The 2,305-nt window shown below is 32.5% G+C and carries 2 protein-coding genes and 1 pseudogene; 1 reads left to right on the top strand and 2 read right to left on the bottom strand.

Annotated features, from left to right (window positions below):
* Positions 1-425, top strand: a pseudogene (locus G4V62_RS19005) (transposase); the annotation flags it as partial.
* A gap of 117 nt (positions 426-542) precedes the next feature.
* Here the strand turns inward: G4V62_RS19005 and G4V62_RS19000 are convergent.
* Both G4V62_RS19000 and G4V62_RS18995 read right to left on the bottom strand, forming a co-directional pair.
* The gene (locus tag G4V62_RS19000; protein WP_165205205.1) at positions 543-1,604 is read right to left on the bottom strand and encodes a glycosyltransferase; all 1,062 of its coding nucleotides are present in this window, start codon (positions 1,602-1,604) and stop codon (positions 543-545) included.
* A 29-nt stretch (positions 1,605-1,633) separates the two neighbouring features.
* Positions 1,634-2,170, bottom strand: a complete 537-nt coding sequence (locus G4V62_RS18995) for a lasso peptide biosynthesis B2 protein (protein ID WP_165205203.1) — start codon at positions 2,168-2,170, stop codon at positions 1,634-1,636.
* Positions 2,171-2,305 lie beyond the last annotated feature (135 nt).

Here is a 2,305-nt window from a genome sequence, read left to right as displayed (position 1 = left end):
TGTGCATCTTTCACACAATATCGCCCACAAGGTTCGTGTAGCTGACCGGGCTAAGATTTGCGAAGATTTCAAATTAGTTTACCGAGCCGAAATCCTAGAAAATGGACAGGCGGTGCTACAAACATTCGTAGAGAAGTGGAAAGTAGCGTATCCAAAAGTGGCGAAAACGCTATTGAATAACCCTTATATTTTCACATTTTATCGTTTCCCATCATCCATTTGGCCAAGCATTTACTCATGAATCCTTTAACAAGCAGATCAAGAAATACAGTAAACGTAAAGAACAATTTCCGAACAAAGAGTCACTAGAACGGTTTCTCGTTTCCCAGTTTGACCAGTACAATTAGCGTTTCGCCACCCGTTGCCACCGTGGGTTTGATCAGGCACGTTCGGAATTGGCTACAATGGTTCAAACGAAAGGTTAAAGATTGTATACAGGAAAAGGCATTCTTTATTTACACAAAATTCTTGACGATCTCTGTTTGTTTTGTGAATGACTGCATTAATAGCTGCCTTCAAATTATCACCCTATTCAAGTTCTTCTATAAATACTTTGATATTATTGCAGTAGCCTTTTTTAACCCAATCGAATTCTTGTATTTTTCTACTAATTCCTTATGTATAACTTTATTTCTTCTAAAGAAATTTATTTTCTCTAACAAGATTTCCGATGTAAGTTGATTTAAATCTATTACATTAGTTGTACCTATTTTCTCAAAATTTTTTGCGTGAAATCTGTCTACTGGATTAGTATCATCTAATATACTAATAGATGGAATATCCATTGTTGCTAATTCACTCAATGTATTAAATGTCCCTCGTGTAATAACTATGTTTGCAATTGCTTGCACATCCATATAGTAATCCCACTCATTTGTACCCAAATAAAATCGGTCATTGTTCTTATATTCACTGAAGTATTTGTAATTTTCCCCCGCAAAATAAATTAAACCTAATGAGGGATCTTTCGTTCTATTAAATAATTCTATTGTTGTTTTTGCAATATACAAGCTCTCTTTACTTCTTCCTCCACCTAAACTAAGACAAACAATGTCTATGTCTTCTCTTAAACCATATCTCGCTCTAGTTTTTTTATCATTAAAGTGTTTACTAGGAATTCTTGTGATTGGCCCAACAAAAGTAGTAGGTGCTTTTAACGTTTTAGGCTTAATATGGAAGTTCTCAATATCAATCATAATAACTTCATTTGTATCATTGAACATTTCTTGAAACACTAAAGATTTTTTGTTTTCTGGAGTTACTTGTTCGAAAAACCAATGAGTTATTAATATTGATGGTATTGAAAGTTTTTTTGCTATTTGAACTGCTATAAACATTTCATGGCTGATTATTAGATCTGGATTGATTCGATGAATCAAATCTAATATTGGTCCACCAGAAAAGATAGAGTATTCATCATCAAGGTCTATATCCAATTCTTCTACCTTAATATCATTCTGTATAAAGCTTCTTAATCCATCTGCGTAAGATGCCATACTGATTTCTACATGCGGATAGTATGTTAGCAAATCTCTTCTTATTAGTATATCAACCATACTATGCCCATAACCTCTACCTCTAGAAAAGTAAAGTATTTTAGTCAAATGAATCCTCCATCCCATTAAATAAATTGTCAAATATTTGGTACACGTATTATAGGTTTATACACAGAACTAGTAAGGAACATCCCATCTACAATATTCCCATTAATTTCTATCCAAGCATGTGCATCCAACCCTACCTTTAATGGATTATTAATACCTATTACCATCTCTGCTGCGATTCCCTTTTTCCTTAAAATAATAAATTGAGAAAAAGCTTCCTCTAAACATTTGGAATTTGGAAAACAAGCTGTTGACTGTTGTACTCCCCAAAAAATTTGATCTATTAATAACTGCTTATTTATATCTATTTTAGTTGAATCGATACTAGATGTTTTATTACTAAACTTATTGCAATACTCTACAAGTTTTTCAAGTCCTCTATTATTCATACTTAGATAACTTTCCACAAAGGCTAAATTTATATAGCCGTTTAATATGCATATTTTATCTTCAACATTTAGAGAGCGTATTAACTTAAATAAAGGCTTAGCACCAGTAATTAAGTAATTGAGAAATATTAAGTTCCTTAAACCAAACATATAAATGGATTCTAAAATACTTTTCATATCCTGATACCTCCCCGATAACACTGTTCTCTAAGCTGTATTTGGCAACTAAAAAATGCGATATTCGGAAATTAAAAATGCTGCGCTTGCCAATGGATGCTCATTTTGATTCATTCATCATCAATGAGTCTTTGT

This window comes from Litoribacterium kuwaitense (assembly GCF_011058155.1).
Lineage (GTDB): Bacteria > Bacillota > Bacilli > Bacillales > DSM-28697 > Litoribacterium > Litoribacterium kuwaitense.
Note: the sequence above shows the minus strand (reverse complement) of the source record. Positions and strands in the feature narration are given on the sequence as shown.

What these genes read in the sequence shown, in the direction of transcription:
- G4V62_RS18995 (WP_165205203.1), bottom strand. Translation starts at nt 2,170, where the DNA reads ATGAAAAGTATTTTAGAATCCATTTATATGTTTGGTTTAAGGAACTTA.